The organism is Sphingobacteriales bacterium, assembly GCA_016711285.1.
Lineage (GTDB): Bacteria > Bacteroidota > Bacteroidia > Chitinophagales > UBA2359 > JADJTG01.
In genome coordinates, this window is sequence record JADJTG010000013.1 from 182,467 (window position 1) to 207,426 (window position 24,960).

General features: G+C 41.8%; 12 protein-coding genes and 4 pseudogenes. 7 read left to right on the forward strand and 9 right to left on the reverse strand.

All coding sequences use genetic code 11. The annotated features are described in order from the left end of the window. Positions 1 to 182: 182 nt before the first annotated feature. Positions 183 to 1,199, reverse strand: coding sequence for a PorP/SprF family type IX secretion system membrane protein (locus tag IPL35_10175; GenBank protein ID MBK8443742.1), 1,017 nt, complete (start codon positions 1,197 to 1,199; stop codon positions 183 to 185). 203 nt (positions 1,200 to 1,402) lie between these two features. Between IPL35_10175 and porU the strand changes: the two genes are divergently transcribed. From porU to IPL35_10195, 4 genes are all read left to right on the forward strand, one after another. Further along, positions 1,403 to 4,840: a type IX secretion system sortase PorU gene (gene porU, locus IPL35_10180; protein MBK8443743.1), complete on the forward strand. Its 3,438-nt coding sequence runs from the start codon at positions 1,403 to 1,405 to the stop codon at positions 4,838 to 4,840. A gap of 242 nt (positions 4,841 to 5,082) precedes the next feature. Beyond that, complete coding sequence (gene porV / locus IPL35_10185) at positions 5,083 to 6,294, forward strand: type IX secretion system outer membrane channel protein PorV (GenBank protein MBK8443744.1); 1,212 nt, start codon at positions 5,083 to 5,085, stop codon at positions 6,292 to 6,294. 125 nt (positions 6,295 to 6,419) lie between these two features. Continuing rightward, complete coding sequence (locus tag IPL35_10190) at positions 6,420 to 7,742, forward strand: polysaccharide deacetylase family protein (GenBank protein ID MBK8443745.1); 1,323 nt, start codon at positions 6,420 to 6,422, stop codon at positions 7,740 to 7,742. A gap of 93 nt (positions 7,743 to 7,835) precedes the next feature. Next, positions 7,836 to 9,341: a sodium:solute symporter gene (locus tag IPL35_10195; protein ID MBK8443746.1), complete on the forward strand. Its 1,506-nt coding sequence runs from the start codon at positions 7,836 to 7,838 to the stop codon at positions 9,339 to 9,341. Here IPL35_10195 and IPL35_10200 read toward each other — a convergent pair. After that, entirely contained in the window at positions 9,298 to 10,785 is a 1,488-nt protein-coding gene (locus IPL35_10200; protein MBK8443747.1) for a hypothetical protein, read from the reverse strand. The two genes, IPL35_10195 and IPL35_10200, sit on opposite strands and share 44 nt — an antisense overlap. A gap of 450 nt (positions 10,786 to 11,235) precedes the next feature. On the opposite strand from IPL35_10200, the pseudogene IPL35_10205 reads away from it, so the two are divergent. Then, positions 11,236 to 12,362 (forward strand): annotated as a pseudogene (locus tag IPL35_10205) (Re/Si-specific NAD(P)(+) transhydrogenase subunit alpha). Between the two features lie 105 nt (positions 12,363 to 12,467). Here the strand turns inward: IPL35_10205 and IPL35_10210 are convergent. The 6 genes and pseudogenes from IPL35_10210 to IPL35_10235 all read right to left on the reverse strand — a co-directional run bounded on the left by IPL35_10210 (position 12,468) and on the right by IPL35_10235 (position 18,095). After that, on the reverse strand, positions 12,468 to 13,154 hold the full coding sequence (locus tag IPL35_10210) for a YceI family protein (protein ID MBK8443748.1): 687 nt from the start codon (positions 13,152 to 13,154) through the stop codon (positions 12,468 to 12,470). Between the two features lie 107 nt (positions 13,155 to 13,261). Continuing rightward, positions 13,262 to 14,467 carry a saccharopine dehydrogenase family protein gene (locus IPL35_10215; GenBank protein MBK8443749.1) on the reverse strand — a complete coding sequence of 402 codons (1,206 nt, stop codon included), beginning with the start codon at positions 14,465 to 14,467 and terminating at the stop codon, positions 13,262 to 13,264. Positions 14,468 to 14,581: 114 nt separating this feature from the next. Next, entirely contained in the window at positions 14,582 to 15,466 is an 885-nt protein-coding gene (locus IPL35_10220; GenBank protein ID MBK8443750.1) for a hypothetical protein, read from the reverse strand. A 205-nt stretch (positions 15,467 to 15,671) separates the two neighbouring features. Continuing rightward, positions 15,672 to 16,947: pseudogene (locus IPL35_10225) on the reverse strand (NAD(P)/FAD-dependent oxidoreductase). A 63-nt stretch (positions 16,948 to 17,010) separates the two neighbouring features. Beyond that, positions 17,011 to 17,526 (reverse strand): glycosyltransferase family 9 protein, encoded by a 516-nt coding sequence (locus tag IPL35_10230; GenBank protein ID MBK8443751.1) that lies wholly within the window; start codon positions 17,524 to 17,526, stop codon positions 17,011 to 17,013. Then, on the reverse strand, positions 17,463 to 18,095 hold the full coding sequence (locus IPL35_10235) for a glycosyltransferase family 9 protein (GenBank protein MBK8443752.1): 633 nt from the start codon (positions 18,093 to 18,095) through the stop codon (positions 17,463 to 17,465). The genes IPL35_10230 and IPL35_10235 overlap by 64 nt, the downstream gene beginning before the upstream one ends. A gap of 315 nt (positions 18,096 to 18,410) precedes the next feature. On the opposite strand from IPL35_10235, the pseudogene IPL35_10240 reads away from it, so the two are divergent. Both IPL35_10240 and pssA read left to right on the forward strand, forming a co-directional pair. Further along, a pseudogene (locus tag IPL35_10240) lies at positions 18,411 to 19,592 on the forward strand (aminopeptidase P N-terminal domain-containing protein). A 73-nt stretch (positions 19,593 to 19,665) separates the two neighbouring features. After that, a complete protein-coding gene (pssA, locus tag IPL35_10245) occupies positions 19,666 to 20,457 on the forward strand; it encodes a CDP-diacylglycerol--serine O-phosphatidyltransferase (protein ID MBK8443753.1) in 792 nt (263 codons plus the stop codon). 162 nt (positions 20,458 to 20,619) lie between these two features. Here pssA and rpoC read toward each other — a convergent pair. After that, positions 20,620 to 24,932: pseudogene (gene rpoC, locus IPL35_10250) on the reverse strand (DNA-directed RNA polymerase subunit beta'). Between the last annotated feature and the right edge of the window lie 28 nt (positions 24,933 to 24,960).

The following is a 24,960-nucleotide window of genomic DNA, read 5'->3' on the forward strand; positions in this document are numbered from 1 at the left end:
AATAGTTTGAAAAAATATTTTTTTTAAAAACAAATGCAACCAAAAACAAGCCAATAACGTCATGCAGCGCATGAATATTGTGCAAGATGCTGTATTTTTTTAAAAAATTTTCACTTTTACAGAAAAAAATGCTGTTTTTAAGGTTTTACGGCGAAAGACGACAAAAATAATTATTTTTTTTATTATTTAAACATAGTAGGACAAGAAGCACCGCCACGCAAGCGATTTCTTTTTTTATAATATTCATCTTGTCCCCAGTCTATCGTAAGCGATATTTCGTGTGCGCCGGCTTGTTTTTTGATTTGCGACACGGTGAAGTCATAGCTGTATCCGGCTCTGAAAATTCCGCTACGCCACCCCAGCGACACGATAAAGGAATCGGTATTTTGCAACACATGGCGCAGCCACATACCTCCGAATAATTTACCTTTACCCGTATAGGCTCCTGCATTGATTTGCACAAAATTTCCCTGACTCACCAGCAAAAAATTAGGCACTACATACCAGCGGCGGTCATCGCCGGGTTTGGATGGTGTCAAATAGAAAGTTTTGCCGCCATGTATGGAAAAGCGCATCAGCAGTCGGTTATTGGCATCATCAGTTCCGGTGAACGAAAAAGAAGGCGTTGTGAGGTGCTTGGCAGATACACCTACATAAAAATCCTCTTCGTACAACACCGCACCTGCGCCTACATCAAAGCGGTGCAGGGTATTATCCACCAAAGGCATTTCGTTGCCCGGCAGCGAACTGTTGGGATTTTGAGGGTCAATCATATCATAATACAACAATTCTCCTTCGTTGATATTGCGCTGCATATAGGCAAGTTGTATGCCCGTTTGCAAATTCATATATTCGGTGAGGGGCAAGCGATAGGCATAAAAACCGCTCACCTGATAAGTATTGTACAGGCCTCCGGCTACATCGGCGAATACAGCACCGCCCACACTGCTTCGGTAGCGGCTGAAATGCTGGTCGTATGCCAACGACATCGTAATATAGGCATTGTTAAAAGCCACGCCCTGATCACGAAAATTTAAAGAAACACGCGGCTGCTCCGTAAAACCCACCATAGAAGGGTTCAAATGCAGGGGGGCTGCATAAAATTGACTAAATTCAGCATCTTGTGCGCAACTATTTTCGCTCCAAAAGCTACTAATAATAACTGTTACACACAATATAAAAGAAAAACTACGTTTCATGTCTTGGCTTTGCAAAATGCAAAATTGATTAATTTTTCAGGAAATTCGTATTTTTTGTATTTATTTTGTCGGCAAAGCTCCTGTAATTTTATTATTATTCTGATTCAGATAGCAAACAAGTAAAAAGAATAAGTTGTTAAGGAGTAAATTTTGACGGCAATATTTTTAAAGAGAAATTATAACGAGTAATTATTATATAAATTATGTACGACAAAAACTATACCCGCTTTTTGCTGCTGTTGTTTTGTTATAGTTTTTTGGCTGTATCAATGGTTCAGGCACAATATACAGAACAATCGGTATTAAATCAGGGAGAATTTTATAAATTCAGGCTAAAGGAAACGGGAATTTATATTCTGGATAAAAATTTTTTAGAAAAATTAGGGGTTGATGTATCCAAAGTAAATGTGAATAAAATTCGTATTTATGGCAATAGTGGAGGTATGTTGCCCGAAAGAGCAGGCGCGGAGCGTGCCGATGATTTATTGGAAAACGCCATAGAAGTAGTTGATAAAAACAACAACAATGTTTTTGACAATGACGATGCTATTTATTTTTATGCCGAAAGTCCGCATCAATGGCAGTACGACAGCACCACACAAAAATATTATCACACCACGCATTTATACTCCGACTACAATCATTATTTTTTAAATTTTGATATAGGTGCAGGAAAAAGAATTAGCGAAGTAACACCTGCAAGTGCTGCCGTTGAATATGAAAGCGAAAGTGGCGATGCCCTGATAGCTCACGAAACCGAAAGCATCAATTTATTGCGAAGCGGCAGACGCTGGTACGGCGAAAGTTTTACGAGCGGATATAGCCGTACCATTAGTTTTTCTGTACCGCATTTAAAAAACGATGAAGCCGTAACCGCACAAATGGCACTTGCTGCCCGCGATGAGTTTGTAAAATCGCAATTTGAGATTAAATACAACAATACGCTCCTCAAGCAGTTGGATTACAACCAAGTAGGCACCAGCACCTACGGACCCTACGCTTATGTAGCGGAGCAAAGCACCTCTTTTAATGCAGTAAATGAAAGCATCAATTTGCAAATAACCTTAAAAAGCAATTCGTCCAATACCAAAGGCTGGTTGGATTATATGAATATACAAGCCCGACAATATCATGATTTTAGCAGTTTTTCATCTTTAGAACAAGGGCAACGCCTTATATACGACAAAAAAAGCATCGGCAAAGCAACGCGCTACACGCTGACTAATACTCCTGCTTCTTTGCGTGTGTGGGATTGCACCCAAGCCCACGAAGTAAGTGCCGTTGTGTTGCAAAGCATTGGCAGCAACCAAAGAACTTTTATTTCAGATAATACCGACACCGAACATCATTTCATTGCTTTTGAAGGAAATATTTATTTAGTTCCCGAAGCGGTGGGCAAGATAGAAAAGCAAAACCTACACGCTCCCGAATCGCCGGATTATCTGATTATCACCACGCCACTGCTTTCAGAAGCCGCCACAGCATTAGCTGATTTTCACCGCACCAACAGCGGTTTGTCGGTAAAAGTGGTATTTACAGATGAAATTTACAACGAATTTGCTTCGGGCAACAGCGACATCACCGCCCTGCGCGATTATATCAGAATGTATTATCAGCGCGGCACACCCTTGAAATATGTGCTTTTGTTTGGCGATGCCTCTTACGATTATAAAAACATCATCACAGATGCCGATAAAAACACCAATTTAGTGCCTGTTTATGAAAGTGTTGATTCGGAACACACCGTTGGAACTTATTGCAGCGATGATTATTTTGTATTGTCAGAAGACCACGAAGGCAGCAATCTATCCAATAACTTTACTTTAGATGCAGCCATCGGCAGAATTTCGGTGGATAATGCCGAACAAGCCCTGGCAGTTGTTGAGAAAATAAAACACTACAAATCGGAGGCATCTAAAGGGAGTTGGCTCAATCAGCTCACTTTTGTTGCCGATGACGGCGATGGAAATCTGCATCTCAATCACGCCGAAGCACACACCGATTTTTTAAAAAAATATCCTCAGTATAATATAGATAAAATTTATTTAGATGCGTATCAGCAAATATCTACTTCAGGCAACGACCGTTATCCGACTGTAAATGATGCCATCAACAACAAAATTCTCAACGGTACTTTTTTAGTAAATTATGTAGGGCACGGTGGCGAAAAAAATTTAGCCAGCGAAGCGGTAATAGATATTCCGATGATTCAGGGTTGGAAAAACAAAGACAAACTGCCCTTGTTTGTAACGGCAACCTGCACTTTCAGCCGCTTTGACGATCCGCAAATTACAGCAGCCGGCGAATATGTAATTTTCAATCCAGACGGTGGTGGCATTGCGAGCGTCACCACTACGCGCCCTGTAACGGCGGGCAACAACAAAATTATGAACCTCAATTTTTTGGAATATCTGTTTGAACCCATTGACGGAGCAATGCCCACTATCGGCGATGTAATGCGTTTGGCAAAAAATGCCTCTGCCAATACCGGCATCAACAACCGTAAATTTACGTTGTTGGGCGACCCTGCCCTCCGCCTCAATTATCCGAGCTACGACATACAAACCACCGCTATTGAAATTGAAGAAGCAGAAAGCGATACCCTCAAAGCACTCAGTCGGGTGCGCCTCAACGGAAAAATATGCGATGATACAGGCACATTATTGCCCAATTTCAACGGACAAGTATATATAAATGTATTAGACAAAGAAACACAATACCGCACCCTCGCACAAGACAAAGCTGTAGCGGGCGATGCAGGAAGCGTAGAAACAGATTTTTCTATGCAAAAAAACAGCATTTTTCGTGGTTCGGCACAGGTGAGCAACGGCGAATTTGAGTTATCATTTGTAGTGCCGAAAGATATTAATTATTCATTGGGACAAGGGAAAATAAGCTATTACGCCCAAGCCGGATTAGCAGATGCGGCAGGTGTAGATACCACCATTATTGTAGGCGGTATCAGCAACAACAACCAAACCGACCCCATACCTCCTGTGGTAGAAGTATTTATCAATGACGAACACTTTAAAAACGGCGGCATTACCAACAACAATCCCAAATTATTTGTAAAATTGTATGACGACAGCGGCTTCAATGCCTCGGGAACGGGCATCGGGCACGACATGAAAGGTTTTATAGATGAAGATACACAAGTGATATTACTCAATGATGCCTACGAAGCCAATGCAGGAGATTATCGCTACGGAACAATTACTTTTCAGTTGAGCAATTTAAGTGCGGGTCTGCATACGGCAAAGGTGCGTGTATGGGACAGTTACAACAATCCGGGCGAAGGAGTGGTGGAGTTTGTAGTAATGGACAAAACAGAATTGGTATTGGAAAATTTAATCAACTTTCCGAATCCTGTGAGTACCGAGACCACTTTTGCCTTTGACCACAACTACCACGATACGCCATTGGAGGCGACTTTGCGCATTTTCAACACCGCAGGGCAATTAGTAAAAACCATCAACGCCACGCTTAATGGCGGCAATCGCAACCAAGAAATCACCTGGCAAGCCGACAGTGACGGGGGCAGCACATTATCGCAGGGAATTTATATATATGAGCTGACCGTAAAAGAACCCGTACACCAAAGCACCGCACATTTGAGCAACCGCTTATTACTCGTGCGATAAAATCAAATTCATCCATCATCTTTTTATCAAAAAGCACAGATACTTTTGCAAAGCACAACAGTTTGAAAGCAATTTCTCCTGCTCGACGCAATTTATAAAAACATATAATTATCAGCAGTAAAAAAACTTTAAGCATAGGTTTAGCAAAAAAAATATTAACTTTCAGCCCGAATTCAAAACATTATTATTATCAATATATTTTCATAAATTAGATGTTTAAATTAATTAAAACCGACCCTAAAATGAAAAGAGCCGCGCTCGCTTTGGCAGCGGCTATCAGCCTGAGTAATCCGCTGCAAGCACAAATCAACACTTGCGAATTAGGCGGCAGCGACTGTGTAAATACGGTTTTTACGGCGATTCCTTTTTTGCGGATTACGCCAGATGCCCGCTCGGGTGGTATGGGTGATGTGGGCGTAGCAACTTCTCCCGATGCTGCTTCTTTATTTTATAATACTTCCAAATTAGCCTTTGCCGAACAAAACTCATCAGTGGGCATTACCTACACACCTTGGCTGCGCAATTTGGTAGAAGACATTTTTATAGCACATGTAGGCGGCTATATGCGTGCCGGCGATTTGCAAACATTTGGGGTATCGTTGCGCTATTTTTCTTTGGGTAATATTTCGTTTGTAGATATTAACCAACAAAGTCAGGGCGATTTCAATCCGCGCGAAGTAGCTTTTGATTTTGGTTATGCGCGTAAATTATCCGACAATTTATCGACGGGCTTAACACTCAAATATGCCAACTCCAATCTGGCGGGCAATGCCGTAGTAGATGGTATTGAAATAAAACCCGCCAATGTAGTAGCTGCCGATGTATCGGTATATTATCAAAACGATTACGATTTCGGAAAATTAGCGTTGGGGGCATCAATATCCAATATCGGAAACAAAGTATCTTACAGCGATGACAAAGCAAAAGATTTTATTCCGATTAATTTGGGCTTGGGTGCAAGTTTAAAACGCGACATTGACGATTACAACTCCATCACAATCGCTACCGATATTAATAAGTTAATGGTGCCTTCGCCGGTGCCTGCCAAAATATTAGATGCCAATGGCGTAGAAATAGATAATCCTGATTTTGATACCGATGGCGATGGTATTCCCGAATACCGCGAAGCAGGCGTATTGAGTGGAATGTTTGGCTCGTTCAATGATGCGCCGGGTGGTTTTAAAGAGGAGATGCGTGAATTGATGTATTCGGTAGGATTGGAATACTGGTACAACCAGCAATTTGCTTTGCGCGTGGGACACTTCAACGAACACCGCACCAAAGGCAATCGCAAATATGTAACTTTTGGTTTGGGCTTGCGTTACAATGTATTTAATTTCAATTTCTCGTACTTGTTATCCACCTCCAGCACACCCAATAATCCATTAGAAAATACTTTGCGTTTTTCTTTGTTGTTTGATTTAGACGGTGCTTTTGAAAGCAATAAAAACTAAACCTCAGCAATTATAAAAAAACATAAGATAAAAAATATGTTTTTTTCTTTTCAAAAAGGCTTTCCTTGCTAAAAAACAGCAGGAGAGCCTTTTTTGCTTTTTGTAAAAAATAAAATATAAAAAATATGGCTTCTTTGTTGTTGTTGTACAGTTCCAAAATTACGCCGCGTCTGCTTTATACCGTCAATTTGGTATTTAAAGAGTTGATGGGAGCGGAGTGCCGCGTTACCGACAACGAAGCCGATTTTATTTCGGAAAGCGAAATACCCAAAATATGCTACGATGAAGTGCCTCTACCGGAAAAGGGCGGTATTTTTTTAAAAGCGACGGGTTTGTTGTCGGAAAAAGGCGTACATCACCGAAAAATTCCTATAGGGACTTACGAAGACGAAATCACGATATTCGCACATCAACATTTAGAATCTTGTTTGCCTTTTGACATTTTGTCGGCGGTTTTTTATTTAGTATCGCGCTACGAAGAGTATTTACCGCACACGGTGGATAAACATGGGCGTTTTCCGGCACAGGAAAGTTTTGCATACAGAAATAAATTTTTGCGTCAGCCGGTGGTCAATATCTGGGTAAAACAATTGGAGAAGCTTTTAAAAAAAGAATATTCATCTTTTGAAATCTACCAACGCTACTACAAATTTATTCCTTCGTATGACATAGACATCGCATATTGCTACCGCTACAAAGGTTTTGTTCGCAATACGGGCAGAGCCTTATTATCACTCAAAAATTTACAATTCAAAGAAATATATCACCAAATCAACATTTTATGGGGAAAACGCCACGACCCCTACGATACTTACCAGTATATTCGTGAAAAAAACGAAAATGCGGGTGTGAAGGGTTTATATTTTTTTTTGATTGGCGAATATGCGCAATACGACAAAAACATAGGTATTGAGTACAAAGAATATCAGGAACTGATACAATCCATAGCAGATTATGCCAACATCGGCATACACCCCTCTTATCGTTCGAACAGCGATATTAAAATACTTCAGAAAGAAATTCAGCAACTATCAGAAGTAGTAAAGAACGATATTATAAAAAGCAGGCAGCATTTTATAAAACTCAAAATGCCGGATACTTATGAAAATCTCCTAAAAAATGATATTCAAAAAGATTACAGTATGGGCTATGCTTCTCAAATAGGATTTCGGGCGGGTATTGCTTCTTCTTTTGAATTTTATCATTTAAAAAAAGAAATGCGCACACCGCTACGCATATTTCCTTTTATGCTGATGGACGTAACACTGCGCGACTATTTATCATTAGACCCTCAAACAGCGATTCGGAAAAGTGTAAAAATCATTGAACGTTGCAAGCAAACGGGGGGTATTTTTTCGATGATATGGCACAATCATACCCTCAGCGAACACGGCAATTGGCGCAATTGGCGCAAAGTGTATGAAGAGTTGATGAAGGCGGCGGTATAAAAAAACAAAATTGGCTCTTTCGCTGTACCGCACACATATTGTACAAAGACTGTTGTATCTTAGCCGCAACAACAACTTTATCAGTTCCCCGAGATGACACCTCTTTTAATGCTATTCATTGTTGTAGCGTATTTTATACTTTTGTTGAGCATCGCACAATTTACAGGCGGCAAACAAAGCAACGAAGATTTTTTTATAGGCAATCGCCAGTCGCCTTGGTATGTGATTGCTTTTGGGGCGGTGGGGGCTTCGGTATCGGGCATTACTTATATTTCTGTTCCGGGGGCGGTGGGCAATGCGGGCGCACTCAATCAGCAGTTTTCGTATTTGCAAATTATATTGGGCAATATGGTGGGCTACACCTGCATTGCTTTATTATTGTTACCTTTGTATTATCGTTTGCGGCTCACTTCTATTTATTCGTATATGGGTCAGCGTTTTGGGAATTATTCTCAAAAAACCGCCGCTTCATTTTTTTTACTCTCGCGCACACTCGGCGCATCTATCCGCCTGTATATTGTAGCGATGGTATTACAAAAATTTATGTTTGATGCTTGGCAAATACCTTTTGTTTTGAATGTGTGCCTCACAATGGTATTGATATGGCTTTATACGCGCGGCGGCGGCTTACGCACCATTATTTGGACAGATACGCTTCAAACTTCTTTTATTTTGATGGCACTTTTTGCCACTATTATCTGGCTATGCACACAATTAGGCTGGTCGCCGATAGAAGCGGCAGCACAAATTGCGCAAAGCGACTATTCCAAAATATTTTTCTTTGACAATGCTGCCGACCCGAATTATTTTTTCAAACAATTTTTGAGCGGTGCATTTACAGCTATCGCAATGACGGGCTTAGATCAGGATTTGATGCAAAAAAATATCAGTTGCAAAAGTTTGGGAGAGGCTCAAAAAAACATTTTTTACAGCAGCGTTTCTCTGTTGATAGTAAATATTATTTTTTTGGCAATGGGCGCATTATTGTATTTATACGCCGCCCGCGAAGGTATTGAAATTCCCGCCAAACGCGACCATCTATATCCTTTATTGGCATTGAACTATTTTCCTATCGCTATTAGCGTTGTGTTTTTGTTGGGCTTGGTAGCGGCTGCCTATGCCAGTGTAGATTCTGCCCTCACCGCGCTCACCACTTCGTGTTGTATTGATATATTAGATTTTGACCAAAAAAAGCAAAGTGGCATCAGTGAAAAAAGCCTACGCCGCACCCGCCAAAGAGTACATATTCTGTTGTCGGTGTGTATGTTGCTGTTTATTTTATTGTTGGGATATTTGCAAAACGAAAGCGTAATTAATATGGTGTTTCGCATTGCGGGATTCACATACGGTCCACTATTGGGATTATTTGCCTTTGGATTGTTCACACGCCGCCACCTCCGCGACACCTTAGTTCCCTACATTTGCATCGCCGCCCCTTTGATATGCTATGTATTGAGCGAAAATTCGGCGCAATGGTTCAATGGCTACAAATTCGGATTTGAGTTGTTATTGCTCAATAGTGCGCTCACTTTTGCAGGGTTGTGGGCAATCTCTTTTAATAGTGCACCTTTGCCAGCAGAAACTCACCGCGATAATTAAATGCCGGAATAACGATTTCATAATTAGAAATCTGTCGGGCATAGCGCACCGCCATCAGCACATTGAACTCCTGCGAATTGAGCAAAGTTTTTACGGCATAATTACTGTCGGTATTGAGCAAATATTCATTGACATTGCTATTAAAACTGATAGTTTCGTTAAAAATCAAATGAACGGCTTGTTTGCTGTTCATCACGCCAAAAGAACCATAATAGCCATTGTCGGATTCGGAATATTGTTCTTTTTTCAGTACCGACACCCACTCCAACTCTCCGTTTGGCAACAGCGACAAAGCCACCACATCATTAAAATAATAGGAACTGATTTGTCGGTCGCGCTGCCCAAAATCATTAAATAAAGAAAAAGTATTATACATCGTGCGAGCACTTACATAATACGATTCTGCGAGCATCAGCACACCTCCATCGTTGCGGGGCAATACTCTTTTGGTAATAAAATTATTTAAAGTGTTGTTATTGCCAAAAAGTGTGGTATTACCGGATTGTGTTTTTTGAATAGTGTTTTCGTCAAAAGACTTAAAAACGGGTTTTTCCAAATACCATCGGGTGGGAGATACTTTTGTAAAAAAATAGCCGTTGCTTTGGCTTGCTTGCTGCCGCTCGGTATAAAATCCGCACAAGAGCAAGTTATCGTTGTGTGTGTCGTATTCCATCACCAAATCATTCAAAGTATAGGTAAGATTATCGGCGGTAAGTTCTTTTTTGTTGCCTTGCCCATCTATTTGATGAATGCTGAAAGCATCATATAAATCATCATTGGCGGTAATAAAACCGCGTCTGCTGTGCAAATTACACAAATAAAGTGTACCGTCATTATTGAGTAACCCCAAATGATACTGCCAACCGTCATTAAAAGAAAAAGGAATTTCGTACTTTTTTTTAAAGGAACTGTCTATTCCCAAAAAAGTAATTTCATCGAGGCGACCGACACTGGTTATTTTTTTGAGCAACACAATATGCTGTTGATGGTTGTCGGTAATAAGCTCCCACTGTACGCGTGGCGCAATGAAATCACTTTTATATTCGGTAATAAGGTTTTTTTCGCCCTGCGGATTAAGTTTGAGGCTTAATTGTTGTACAAACACCTGCTCCATACCATCTTGGCGGAGCGAATAAAATAGTACAAAATTATTCCACTGAGGTAAAATTTCAATGACATTTGCTTTTTTGGACTCCAATGGCAAATCGCGCGACCACTCTAATTGCAAGTTGTTGCGATTGTACATTTGTATTTGATGATAGCGGTCACCATACACATATACCGCAATGCCTTCGGCGGTATTGCCCAACAACGAGTAGCCTTTTACTTTGTTGTTCATTTTGAAAGGGCGCGAAAACTTCACCTCTTGCGCTGCCAAAGGTTCGGCAGCAGCAGCGAACAGGAATAAAACATTAAAAAGAAAAATAAAAAGGCGCATCATCATTACACAGAAAAAAAAACAAATAAAAAAAAACAACTTGGGGCTAAAATCGTTGCAAAAAACCTCAGTAAATCATACTTGCATACAAAACGAAATTGCGGCGTATTTATGATTCAAACACACCGCAATTTAGGATATTTTTTTATTAAAGATGAGGAATTTTTAATACTATGGGCTAATACAACCGTAAAAATATGTCTGTAAAATAAACTGTGCTATTCGTAAAAAATAAATTATTTTAGGATTATAAACAACCTCAATACAAAAGCATAAATATTTTTGTAAAAAATAAGATGTTGTTGCTATATTTGTAAAAAGCTGAAAACAACTTATACAACTTTTAAAATATGCCGGTTGTAATAGCTTACTGCTCCATATTGACTGTATAATATACTTAGTTTTTTGTCAATTTTTGCTTCATTTTTACCAAATTTTTAAAAATCAAATTTTGCCTTGAAAATAGCTGTAGTTAATGAAACACGCCCTGCCGAAAACAGAGTGGCTCTCTCGCCCGATGGTGTAAAACAACTCACCAAAGCGGGTTTTGTATGTGCAATAGAACGTGGAGCAGGTACGCGCTCTTTTTTGCCGATAGCGACTACGAAGCCGCCGGAGCGCAACTACACAGCGACAAAGCCGCGCTGCTCGCCACCGCCGATGTATTGCTCAAAGTAAATGCACCCACCACCGAAGAAGTTGCCACGCTGCGCTCCGAAGCCGTCATTATTTCATTTTTGTATCCCTACACCCAAGCCGAATTGGTAAAACAACTGCTGCAACAACGCATTACCTCTTTTGCCATGGATGCCGTGCCGCGCATTTCAAGGGCGCAAAAAATGGACGCTCTCAGTTCTCAGGCGAATTTGGCGGGATATAAAGCGGTGCTGCTCGGTGCTGGTGCGCTGGGCAAAATATTTCCGCTTATGATGACCGCCGCCGGCACCATTACACCGGCGCGGGTGCTGATTTTTGGGGCAGGGGTGGCGGGTTTGCAGGCAACAGCTACCGCCCGCCGATTGGGTGCAGTGGTGGAAGTAACCGATGTGCGCCCCGAAACCAAAGAAGAAGTGGAATCCTTGGGCGGAAAATTTTTGATGGTAGAAGGTGGTGGCGTAAAAACAGAGGGCGGCTATGCAAAAGAAGTATCGGCTGAATTTTTACAAAAACAAAAAGAACTCATCGCTCACCACATCAAAGATGCCGACTTGGTCATTACTACAGCCCTGGTTATCGGCAAAAAAGCTCCTTTGCTCGTGAGCAGCGATATGATAAAAACGATGAAGCACGGAGCAGTAGTAGTGGATATGGCGGTGGAATCGGGCGGCAACTGCGAATGGAGCGAATTAGACAAAATTGTACAGAAAAACGGTGTCACCATCATCGGTCAGTCCAATTTGCCGTCTTTGCTGCCCCTCAATGCCAGCGAATTATACTCCAAAAATATCAGCACTTTGTTGTTGCATCTTGCCAATAAAGATGGTTTTAGGTGGGAAATGGACGAAGACATCACCAAAGGAAGCATCATCACCCATCGCGGCGAATTGCTCCATACCCTCACCAAAGATATTTTGAAATTGTAGAAAAAGAAATTTCTCTTTCAATTTTACCTAATCCACAAAAAAAGCCTTCCGTGCATTGTTTTGCGACGGAAGGCTTTTTTTTATTAAAATAAATAGAAATTATTATTATTTACTTGCTTCTAAGTTAAAACCTAAAGTAACAGTAGGGCTGATGAATTTATCGCCCAACGATTTGTCGTTGCCATAGCTGATACCCCATTGGCTGCGGTCAATGTTAAACAAAGACTCTGATTTTAATGTGGTTGCGTCCATTGTAATTTTTGCAGGAAAAGTTACACTGTTGGTTTTAGCACCAATAGTGAGATTGCCTGTGATGTTGTGTGTAGCACCTTGCAATACCGTTTTTTCGGCAGGATTGGCAGGGGCTGTATAAGGAGCTACGCTCGTAATAACAAAAATAGCCGTAGGATATTTGGCAGTATCCAAAAAATCGGGAGAAGTTAAGTGCGCCGCTAATTTGGTATTTCCTTTTTCGTCCTGATCCAAAGCTTTCAAAGAAGCTACATCAATAATAATATCGCCGCCGGTGATGTTGGTGCCATCTGTTTGGATAGAGCCGCTTTTGAAATCAAAAGTACCATTGTGTTTGCCCACCGGCTTAGAGCCTATCCAAGTGGCTTTGCTGGTGGCGGTATTGAGTTTATAGGCAGTTCCGGTGGCGGTGGCTTCTGTAGGTGCTGCTGTTTCTTTGGCAGGCTCTACGGTGGCTTTATCACTTTCGGGTTGGTTTTTGCAACTGTTAACAGTTGCCATCAGGCTCACAAGAGCCAACGAAAAAAATATTTTTTTCATGTTTTTGTTGTTATGTATGTTGGATTTATAGTTGTTTTTTTTCTTTTTAAATAATAACAGTATTCAGATAAATAAATAAAAAAACAAATTGTTCTATTTATTTTGAATTATATATCGTATTGATGTGGTAATTCGGGATTGATGATTTCGTGCCAAGGTAAGCCATACGTGCCCAACTCTGCCAAAAACGGGTCGGGATTTAGCTGCTCCACATTCCATACACCCGCTTGCATCCACTTGCCCGTGAGCATCATTTTTGCCCCGAGCATCGCCGGCACTCCGGTAGTGTAGCTCACCCCCTGCGCCTGCACATCGCGATACGCATCTTGATGTTTGCAGTTGTTGTATATAAAATATGTTTTGTCTTTTCCTTCATATACACCTTTAATCTGGCAACCAATGGAGGTTTCTCCGGTGTAATTTTCGCCCAAAGTACCCGGCTCCGGCAATACCGCCTTCAAAAACTCCAAAGGTATGATGTCCATTCCCTGAAACTTGATGGGTTTGATGCTCGTCATACCCACATTTTGCAGCACTGTTAAATGCGTGATGTATTGCTGCCCGAAAGTCATCCAAAAACGGGCACGGCGCAAAGTAGGGAAGTGTTTTACCAAACTCTCCAACTCCTCATGAAACAACAAGTATGATTCTTTGTATCCCACATTCGGATAATCTATCGGTTTATGGATGCTCATCGGCGGAATTTCTACCCATTTGCCGTTTTCCCAGTATTTTCCCGGCTGCGTAATTTCGCGAATATTAATTTCGGGGTTGAAATTGGTGGCAAAGGCTTGTCCGTGGTCGCCGGCATTGCAATCTACTATATCCAAAAAGTGCATTTCGTCAAAATGATGTTTGGCAGCGTAGGCGGTAAATGCCTGTGTTACGCCCGGGTCGAAGCCGCAGCCCAACAAAGCCATAATACCGCGCGCTTTAAAACGCTCCTGATATGCCCATTGCCAGCTGTATTCAAATTTCGCTTCGTCTTTAGGCTCGTAGTTGGCGGTATCCAAATAATGCACCCCACATTCCAAACAAGCGTCCATTATCGGCAAATCCTGATATGGCAAAGCTACATTTATCACCAATTGGGGCTGAAAACGGCGTATCAACGCTACTACTTCGGCTACATTGTCGGCGTTTACCTGTGCGGTTTGTATTTTTTGTTCGGGTATTTGTGCAGCGATGGCTTCGCACTTGGAGAGCGTGCGGCTCGCCAGCATAATTTCGCTGAAAACTTCCGGCACACGAGCGCATTTTTTTACAACCACGTTGCTCACGCCGCCCGCGCCAATAATCAAAACTTTTGACATAATATGTTTAAATGGATAATATTAAAAACAAAAATGTGAAATATACACTACAAGCCTTATACAATATTGTAAAGAGGGCTTTTGAATAAAATGTGTGCAAAGGTATGTATTATTTTATTGCGATATGCCGTTTTGTTGTTGATATTCTTTGTATTTTTCAGTAAAAACGGCAGCCATTGCACCCAAGACAAAAGTAATCAGCAACGTTCCCAATACCAACAGGCTGCGCTGGGGTTTGAATTTACGGCTGGCTACGGTAGCTTTTTCGGTAATGTAAATGGTGGACATATTCATTTGCTGAACTGCCTGCGACTCTTCCAAATTTTCTTTTACGCCCCCAAATTCGTTGAGTTTGCTTTGCAACATTTTATACAATACTCCACTGCTGATGGTGTCGCGGGGGTTTTCGGCAATGAGGCGGCGCGTGCTGTCGCTCAATGTTTTTACTTCTTGCTGCAAGCGATTGTGCTGCACCTGAAGCGTTTTTAAAATATCATTCTTTTTTTCAAAAATAATTCCTCTATTTATTTCATCAATTTTATTGGTAATATCATTTGCAAATTGTGCCGCAAATACGGGGTCTTTGTCTGTTACCTGCACTTCTACTTCGTTATAGGTATTTTTTAGAATTTCGTAATTATTTGTCAATTTTTTCATTACCTTAAATTCTGCTTCTTTCGCCGTGCTGTCGATGCCGTAATGTGCATATAAATGGTGCTTCTGTATCAAATATCCATACAAAGCCCCCGACCCACCGATAGACAATAAACGGTCTATGTCATCTTTTCCGCCAAATAAATACACTTCATTTTTTGAGCCTTCTTTTGGAAAAATAGCGGCACGGTCGAGGAGTGTAGGACTGATGGGGCGTAAAATAGCAGTAGATTTATATTGATTGGGCAATAACAAACTGATGATAATGCTGCCAACAGTTGCCACTGCACAAGCGATTAAAATGGCTTTGCGCCATTTCCATAAAATTTGTAAAAGTTCAAACATGTAAATTTTTGCACTTCGGATTGATGAATAAAGAGGGGATACGGCGTATTTTTATTTACTAAAAATTTAAAAGATGATAAGATATTTGTAAACGTTGCACGTTCTACACTATCCACAGCTGTTATTTTAAGTCTGCAAAGATAAGCCGCTTATTTATTTTATCCGAATAGCAATGTTTTCATTTCGGTACTGGGGGCTTTCTGGTTTATTCTTCGGTATAAGTTTTATGAAAACGTCTTATGATTAAGCCCAAGGGACGGTCGTAATTGATGTAGTTGATGAACCAATCAAAAAAGGTAATGATTTTGTTGCGAAAACCCACTAATAGTAAAATGTGTACAAACATCCATACAAACCACGCAAATATGCCTTGAAATTTTACTTTCGGCAAATCTACTACTGCTTTGTTTTTTCCGATGGTTGCCATTACGCCTTTGTTATGATAAGAAAAAGCCTGCAAATCCTGATTTTTTTCAAGGCGTTGGAGGTTTTTGGCTAAATGATGCGCTTGTTGTACCGCCACCGGAGCGAGCATCGGCAACCCTTTCGGATTTTCGGTGTCTGTTTGTGAGGCAACATCGCCAATGGCAAAAATATGGTCGTAACCCTTTACTTGGTTGTAGTCGTTTACCGCTATTCGGTTGCCTCCTACTATGCAATCGGCGGCAAGCCCCGCCAAAGGATTGCCTTTTACGCCCGCCGTCCAAATTACCGTAGCCGTAGAAAATGTGCCGCCGCCTTTTAAATATATCAAATCAGCGCGGTAGTCTTCTACCATTGTATTCAATTGTACCTGAATTCCCAAGCGTTGAATATCGCGCAGGCTCATTGCAGAAGCGTGTTCCGACATGGCACTCAGCAAGCGCGGGGCTGCTTCGAACAATACAATATTCATTTGAGAAAAATCAAGGTTCGGAAAATCTTTCGGAAACACATAGCGTTTCATCTCTGCCAGTGCACCCGCTACCTCTACTCCCGCCGGACCACCGCCTATAATCGCAATATTCATCAATGTCGCACGTTTGGCGGCATCTTGTGTAATGGCTGCCAACTCCAGATTTTGCATGATAAAACTGCGAATATCCAAGGCATTTACTACACTTTTGAGGGGAAATAACTGCTGTTTGATAGGTTCAAAATTGAAAAAATTATTGGTACTGCCCGTTGCAATCACTAAATAATCGTACTCAAATTCGCCAATGTCGGTGCTGAGTGTGCGGCGGTCGGTGTTGATGCCTTGTACTGCTGCCATCGTGGCACTCTATATTGCTATATCCCCTGAAAATGCGGCGAACCGGATAGGCAATGCTTGATGCCTCCAAACCACCTGTTGCCACTTGATACAATAATGGCTGAAAACAATGATAATTATGCTTATCCAACAACCATACATCAAAGGGTAAATGCTTAAGTTTTTTTGCCAACTCTATTCCACCAAAGCCTGCACCTACAATTATTACTTTTTTGTGTGCTGTTTTCATATCATTAATTTTTATGATAAAATCTTTTATGACGAAAAAGAGGTCAATTATCTTTAATTTTTTTTACAAAGGTTGTGCGGTAAAATGGGGCGTTTGAGGAGGCAAAGAAGGTTGCAGTTGCCGGATTTTTTCTAATACTTCCGCTACACTGATTAAACTCATACAGGTTCGTTCGGGTGATACACAGTGCAGTTGTGTGCAGGGATTGCAGTGCAACTTGTGATGAATAAAGGTCGCTTTTTTGCCGAAAGGCGCAAAAACATGTGGCTCGCCCGGTCCGAACAAACCAATCGTGGGTGCACCCGCCGCCGCCGCTATGTGCATAGGTCCGCTTTCGTTGCCTAACATCAGGTGGGCGCGGCGCACCAAAGCGGCATAATCCATTAAACCACCCACTCCCGCAAACGAAAACGTTTCAAAATCCAGTAGTTGGCGCACCGCTTCAATGTCGCTTTGCTCAGTAGCATCGCCTACCCACACAATATGCCAGTGGTAGTTTTTTTTCAAATATGCGGCTACTTCGGCAAAACGCTGTATGCTCCAGCGGCGCAGGGCTTTTCGCGCTCCGATATGAAACACCGCAAACTCCCCGATACGATGCTGCTGCAAAAACCATCGGCACAGGCAAGATGCTCGGGGCATAAAAAAAGCTGAATTTGCGGGTCGGCAGGCAAGGGTTGGGTTTTGAACAAAGGCTGTAATACTTGCAAATTCGTAAATACCTCGTGCGGGTGCTGCTTCTGGAAGAGTTTGTTGTAGAGGCGCACTGTGCCCCTGTCCAAGCGAATGTCCGGACGGTGGCGTTGTGCAAAATGGAGCGTTTCCCAAGTGCCGCGCATTTCCACTATCAAATCATAAGAAGAAGAGGAAGAATTTAGTTCGCTTACTTGCTCCACAATGCGGTCAAAATAGGGCGTAGGCGCAACTATACTTTTTACAAATGGCTTGCACAACAAAGTAATATGTGCCTTCGGATAGCGGTGACGCAAGGCTTCGAAAGCAGGTAACGACACAATCATATCGCCGATTTCGTCTAAACGTACTACCAAAATCCGCTTAAAATCGTAACAATGTGCTTTTTTAAAGCCATTAATGCTACGGCTGAGTAGCATGGAAGCAAAGTAGAGGCGTTTTTCGGAGGGTATCACAAATTGTATAAACGCTGTATGAAAACAGAAAGTTGTTGAATGATAAGGTTCGCACAAATTTAAAACATTATCGCTTCTCAAACGTGTTTCTTTTATTACCAAAACAGCTTTTTGAATTGCATTCTATCGTTTTTTTACTCATCTTACAACATCTATACGCAGGAAAAAACCGTAACTTTGCTTTTTATTAAAAATAATCATTTCAAAAATGAAAAAATACGATTCAATTTCTCCCGAATTATTTATACAAAACCGCAAGCGTTTTGCGGCGCAGATGTTGCCCAATTCCATCGCTGTTTTTTATCAAATGACGAAATGCCCCGCAGTGCCGACGGAACTTTCCCTTTTCGCCAAAATTCCGATATTTTTACCTTTCCGGCATTGACCAAGAAAAAAGCATACTCGTATTATTTCCTGATTGTGCCAAAGAGGGTTTTGAAGAAGTGCTGTTTTTGCGCGAAACCAACGAACATATCGCCACTTGGGAAGGACACAAATATACCAAAGAACAGGCACAGCAGGTGTCGGGTATAAAAAAAATAATGTGGCTCAACCAGTTAGAGCCTGTTTTTTCGGAATTGGTGCAGCTTGCCGAGCATATTTACCTCAACTTAAACGAACACAGCCGCTACGAAAGTGATGTGCCTTACAAAGATTTGCGCTTTGCCCGCGAAATGCGTGAGCGTTTTCCTTTGCATGATTTTCGCCGCGCTGCTCCTGTTTTGCACCAAATCCGCTCCATCAAAAGCGATATTGAAATTGACCTGATGCGCCGAGCTATTGATATTACCGATAAGGCTTTTGACCGCGTGCTTCGTTTCGTAAAACCCGGCGTAACCGAGTACGAAATAGAAGCCGAAATTGTGCACGAGTATTTGCGACACCGCGCCACCCGTCCAGCTTATGGCAGTATTATTGCTTCGGGTGCAGATTCTTTGCCTGCATTATACCGATAACAACAAAGTGTGCCAAAATGGTGATATTTTGTTGATGGATTTCGGTGCGGAATATGCCAATTATGCCGCCGATTTATCGCGTACTATTCCTGTAAATGGCAGATTTTCGCCGCGCCAACGCGCTGTATATGATGCGGTGCTGCGCGTAAAAATGGCGCTACTGCATTGTTGCGTCCCAGCACGCTCATAGATGATTATCACCGCGAAGTGGGCAAAATGATGGAAGCGGAATTATTGCAGTTGGGTTTGCTCTCCAAAGCCGATATACAACAACAAAATCCCGAATGGGCTGCCTATAAAAATATTTTATGCACGGCACTTCGCATTTTTTGGGATTAGATGTGCACGATGTAGGACATAAATATCGCCCCATGCAGCCCGGGTATGGTATTTACTTGCGAGCCGGGTATTTATATCAAAGAAGAAGGACTGGGCATTCGTTTGGAAAATGATGCTTGTTACTGATAGCGAACCTTTGGATTTGATGGCGCATATACCAATAGAAGCCGAAGAAATTGAAGATTTGATGAATCGTAAATAAAAGCACGAACCTAGCAATACGCTATGTGATAAAATGTTTTTTTGTAAAAAATTTGTAGAGAAAATACAACAACATGCGACAACATATTCCCAATTTACTCACCCTGCTCAATTTGATGATGGGTTGCTTGGCTTTGTATCATATTTTTAAAGGTGATGTACAGTTAAGTGTTATTTTTATTGCTATTGCCGCCGCCGCCGATTTTGCCGATGGCTTTGTGGCGCGTATGCTGGGCGTGCAGAGCGATTTGGGCAAACAGTTGGATTCTTTGGCTGATGTAGTAACTTTCGGGGTAGTGCCCGGTGCTATTATTGTGTGGCTGCTGCAAAATAGCCCGCAGTTGCCGGCTGCTTCGCTGCTGCCTTTCGCGGGTTTTGTGATTAGCTTATTTTCGGCGTTGCGATTGGCAAAATTTAATATCGACACTCGCCAAACCAACAGCTTTTTGGGTGTGCCCACTCCCGCCAATACTTTGTTTTTTGTCGGATTGCTGGGGCTTTCGTGGAGTAATAGTGCTTTGGCAGATTATTTATTGAATCCGGTGGTGCTGCTACTGCTCACGGCATTATTCAGCTATTTGCTCGTAAGCGAAATTCCTATTCCTGCACTGAAATTTAAAAATTTTTCTTTTAAAGATAACCGCTTTGCTTATGGCATTTTGTTGTCGTCAGTTTTGTATCTGGCTATTTTTGGGTGGTTTGGCTTGTCGTTGAGCATCGCCACTTATATCATTACCGCTTTATTTATCCCCAAAAAACCGACACCTGCACCCGCCACAATTCCTGCAAGTGAAGAAAGCACCACTGTACCTCCGCCAAAACCAAATAAAAAGGCTGCCGCTAAATCTGCTCTGCCTAAATCCTGATGTATTATAGCATCGCTAATTTGTTCAATACATCAAAGACAAATATGTTTTCGCGCTTGATAATTGATAGAAAAATTTTTAATTATTTTTAAATAAAAAAGGCTGTCCTTGTTTTTTTTGAGGACAGCCTTTTTATTTAATCGTATTCTAATTTATATTCTTTTATTCTTCGGCAATTTGTGAGAGTCGCTCCTGACGATTTAAACGCTCTTGCTCCTCTTTTGTGCCTACTATCAAACGGCTGAAACGTTTTTGCCCCGTTCCGGCAGGTATCATTTTACCGATAATCACATTTTCCTTCAATCCGTCTAAGCTATCCACTTGCGCCCCGATAGCCGCTGTACTGAGAACTTTTGTGGTTTCTTGGAACGATGCCGCCGAAATCCAACTACTAGTACCTAATGAAGCACGCGTAATACCTTGCAACAAAGGTCTGCTGGTTGCCGATTGTACCGAACGTGTTTCTATGGGCTTGAGGTCATTGCGGCGCAAATAGGAATTTTCTTCGCGTGCTTGACGCAAAGTGATGATTTGCCCTGCTTTGTATTTATTGGAATCTCCTGCATCTAATACAAATTTTTTGTCAAAAATGCGGTCGTTTTCCTCTACTACCTCAAATTTATTTACTGCCATACCTTCCAAGAAGCGTGTATCGCCCGGATCAATGATTTGTACTTTCTTCATCATTTGGCGTACAATTACTTCAATGTGTTTGTCATTGATTTTTACACCTTGCAAACGATATACTTCCTGTACTTCATTTACCAAATATTCTTGCAGCGCAAAAGGACCCTTGATAGCCAAAATATCCGAAGGCGTAATAGAACCATCTGACAGTGGTGTGCCGGCGCGTACAAAGTCTCCGTCTTGTATCAATATGTGTTTGGACAAGGGCACTAAGTATTTTTTGCTTTCGCCATCTTTGGCTTCTACACTGATTTCGCGATTGCCGCGTTTGATTTTTCCGAAACGAATCACACCGTCAATTTCTGATACTACTGCCGGATTAAAAGGATTACGCGCTTCGAATAATTCCGTTACGCGCGGCAAACCACCCGTAATGTCGCGTACTTTACTCGTTACGCGCGGAATTTTTACCAATATCGTCCCTTTTATTACTTCTTCTTTATCTTCTACATTGATGTGTGCTCCTACCGGTAAAGTAAAAGAACGCAATACGTCTCCTGCTTTGTTTACTACATTAATCGTAGGAATACGTTTTTTATCTTTCGGCTCTATTACTACTTTTTCGCGGTGTCCGGTTTGTTCGTCTGCCTCTTCGCGGTAGGTGATACCGTCAATAATACTTTCATATTGAATGGTACCGTTTACTTCATTGATAATAACGGCATTGTATGGATCCCAAGAGCAAATTAAATCGCCTTTTTTGAGCAAGTCTCCGCTTTTTACATAAATCTTAGAACCATAAGGAATATGATTACTTGTGAGTTGGCGATTGGTTTTTTGCATCTATGATACGCGCCTCTGCCGTTCTGCCCAATACTACATGCACTATTACTTCATTGCCTTCTTCGTCCTCCTCTATAAAATCTACTACGCGCTCGTCATCTAACTCTACAATACCGTCAAATTTGGTGCGTAATTGTGATTCGTTGGCGATATTAGATGCCACACCACCCACGTGGAAGGTGCGCAAGGTGAGCTGTGTGCCCGGCTCTCCAATAGACTGCGCCGCTATAATACCTACGGCATCGCCTATTTGTGTCATGCGGTTTGTTGCCAAATGACGACCATAACATTTTACACATACGCCCACTTTTTCTTCACAAGTTAATACCGAACGAATTTCTACACCCTCTAATGCGGTTTCCTCATCTATAAATTGCGCAATTTCATCAGTAATCTCTTCTCCCGCTCTTACGATAAGTTTTTCGTTGATAGGATCGTAAATGTCGTGCAAGCTCGTTCTGCCTACAATACGCTCGCTCAAAGGCTCTACCACTTCTTCGTTGTCTTTGAGTGCCGTGGTATAAATACCGCGCAATGTACCGCAGTCTTCGGAAGTAATAACGGCATCCTGCGCTACGTCCACCAAACGGCGGGTCAAGTAACCCGCATCGGCGGTTTTTAAGGCGGTATCTGCCAAACCTTTACGCGCACCGTGTGTGGAAATAAAATATTCTAATACCGACAAGCCTTCTTTGAAGTTCGATAAAATCGGGTTTTCAATAATCTCCGGACCCGAACTTCCCGATTTGCGCGGTTTTGCCATCAATCCACGAATACCTCCCAACCGACGAATTTGCTCCTTAGAGCCGCGTGCACCAGAGTGATACATCATATATATCGCATTGAAACCCTGATTATCGCCTTCTAATTTTTTCATCAAACTCTCAGTAATGCGGCTATTGGCGCGTGTCCAAATGTCAATTACCTGATTGTATCGCTCATTATTGGTGATAAAACCCATTTGATAATTGTTCGTTACTTCATCTACTTCGGCTTGTGCTGCTTCGAGCATGCCGTCTTTATCGTCCGGCGTAATCAGATATTTCAAACTAAAAGATAAGCCTCCTTTAAATGCCCAACGGAAACCCAAATCTTTGATGTCGTCCAAGAAAGCGGCAGTGGTAGGTACATCGGTGAGGCGAATGATAGAGCCAATTACTTTACGCAAGTTGGATTTTGACAGTAGTTCGTTGATAAAACCTACTTGCTTGGGTACTACTTCGTTGAAAATAACCCTTCCGCAGGTGGTTTCTATCAATTCTCTTTTGAGGCTGCCGTCTTTTTGACGTACATTGGTTTTTATTTTGATGTACGAGTGTATCTCTAATTTCCCTTCGTTGAGTGCAATAATCACCTCTTCGGGAGAATAAAACATTCTGCCTTCCCCTTTCATCATGCGTGTTTCGTCACTGCGGCGACCTTTGGTGATATAATACAAACCCAATACCATGTCTTGTGAAGGCAGGGCTATCGGTGCGCCGTTTTGGGGGCTTAGGATATTATGCGATGACAACATCAATAATTGTGCTTCCAAAATAGCGGGGTTGCTCAAAGGAACGTGTACCGCCATTTGGTCGCCGTCGAAGTCGGCATTGAACGCCGTACATACCAAAGGGGTGCAGTTGTATCGCTTTCCCTTCAATGAGCTTGGGCTGAAACGACTGAATAGACAAACGGTGCAATGTCGGGGCACGATTGAGCAAAATCGGGTGTCCTTTCAATACATTTTCCAAAATATCCCAAATTACAGGCTCTTTTCTATCTACTAATTTTTTGGCAGATTTTACGGTTTTTACAATGCCGCGCTCCATCAGTTTTCTGATAATAAACGGCTTAAATAATTCCGAAGCCATTTCTTTCGGCAAACCGCACTCGTGCATTTTGAGCTCAGGTCCTACCACAATCACCGAACGACCCGAATAATCCACACGTTTTCCCAACAGATTCTGACGGAAACGACCTTGTTTTCCTTTCAATACATCAGAAAGTGATTTCAAGGCTCTGCCGCCCTCGGCCTTCACGGCGTTGGATTTGCGCGAGTTGTCGAACAAAGAATCTACCGCTTCTTGCAACATGCGTTTTTCGTTGCGCAAAATTACCTCCGGTGCTTTGATGCTGATGGGGCGTTTGAGGCGGTTGTTGCGGATAATAACGCGGCGATATAAATCATTCAGGTCAGACGAAGCAAAGCGACCACCGTCCAAAGGAACTAAAGGACGTAATTCGGGTGGTATTACCGGCAAATAATCGATAATCATCCATTCGGGGCGGTTTTCGTGGAGCTGGTTGCCATCACGAAAAGCCTCTACTACCTGCAAACGTTTGAGGGCTTCGGTTTTCTTTTGCTGGGCGGTTTCTACAGCAGCTTGGTGGCGCAATTCGTAAGATAAATTGTCCAGATTAATTTGCAACAATAAATCTTTTACGGCTTCTGCCCCCATTTTTGCAATAAATTTGTTGGGGTCGGTATCGTCTAAGTATTGATTGTTTTTATCTAAAGTTTCTAAAAAATCCTGATATTCCTCCTCTGTCAATAAATCCAGTTTTTTTACGCTATCTCCCAATGCTCCGGGCTGAATTACAATATAACGCTCATAATAAACAACCGATTCTAATTTTTTGGAAGATACGCCGAGCAAATAACCAATTTTGTTGGGTAATGATTTGAAATACCAAATGTGTACAATCGGAACTACCAATTTGATGTGTCCCATACGCTCGCGACGTACTTTCTTTTCGGTAACTTCTACGCCGCAACGGTCGCATACGATACCTTTATAACGAATGCGCTTGTATTTGCCGCAATAACATTCGTAGTCTTTTACCGGACCAAAAATACGCTCACAAAACAAACCGTCTCTTTCGGGTTTGTAGGTGCGGTAGTTGATGGTTTCGGGTTTGATAACTTCTCCGAAAGATTTTTCCAATATGGAGTCGGGCGATGCCAAACGAATGGATATTTGGGAAAATTCGGATTTGAGTTTATTATCTTTTTTCAAAGACATATATATGGAAAATTTTATTTTATTTTAA